Genomic DNA, 558 nt, shown 5'->3' with positions numbered 1-558 from the left:
CACCGGGCGAAACCCACTGCCCGGTCACCGTCGACAACAACGGCACCCGCTCGCCCCCACCCTGGGGAACCAGGCCCTCCAGGGCCTCGGCCAGCTCGTTACGGATCTGCTCAACCTGTGCGGTGTGGGAGGCGTAGTCCACCGAGATCCGGCGCGCCCGAACCCCCTGCTCCTCACACACAGACTGCACCCGCTCCACCGCCTCCGCAGACCCAGCCACCACCACCGAGCCGGGGCTGTTGACCGCAGCCACCTCCACTCCGTCCCAGGCACCGGCCTCGATCCGCTCCACAGCCTCATCCTGGGACACGGCTACCGAGAGCATCCCGCCCAGACCCGCCAGACGCTGGCCAATGAGCCGCGACCGCAACGCCACCACCTTGCAGGCATCCTCCAGCGACAGCAGACCCGCCACGTACGCGGCCGCCACCTCACCCTGCGAATGACCCACCACAGCCGCCGGCTCCACACCAAACGACCGCCACACCCCCGCCAAAGCCACCATCACCGCAAACGACACCGGCTGCACCACATCCACCCGATCCAACGACGGCGCCC

At 69.5% G+C, this 558-nt stretch carries 1 protein-coding gene; it reads right to left on the bottom strand.

The annotated features are described in order from the left end of the window. On the bottom strand, window positions 1–558 hold a 558-nt coding region (locus ABD329_RS48020), incomplete at both ends, for an acyltransferase domain-containing protein (RefSeq protein ID WP_344318330.1).

It is taken from the genome of Streptomyces javensis (genome assembly GCF_039525925.1).
Classification (GTDB): Bacteria; Actinomycetota; Actinomycetes; order Streptomycetales; family Streptomycetaceae; genus Streptomyces; species Streptomyces asiaticus.
Note: the sequence above shows the minus strand (reverse complement) of the source record. Positions and strands in the feature narration are given on the sequence as shown.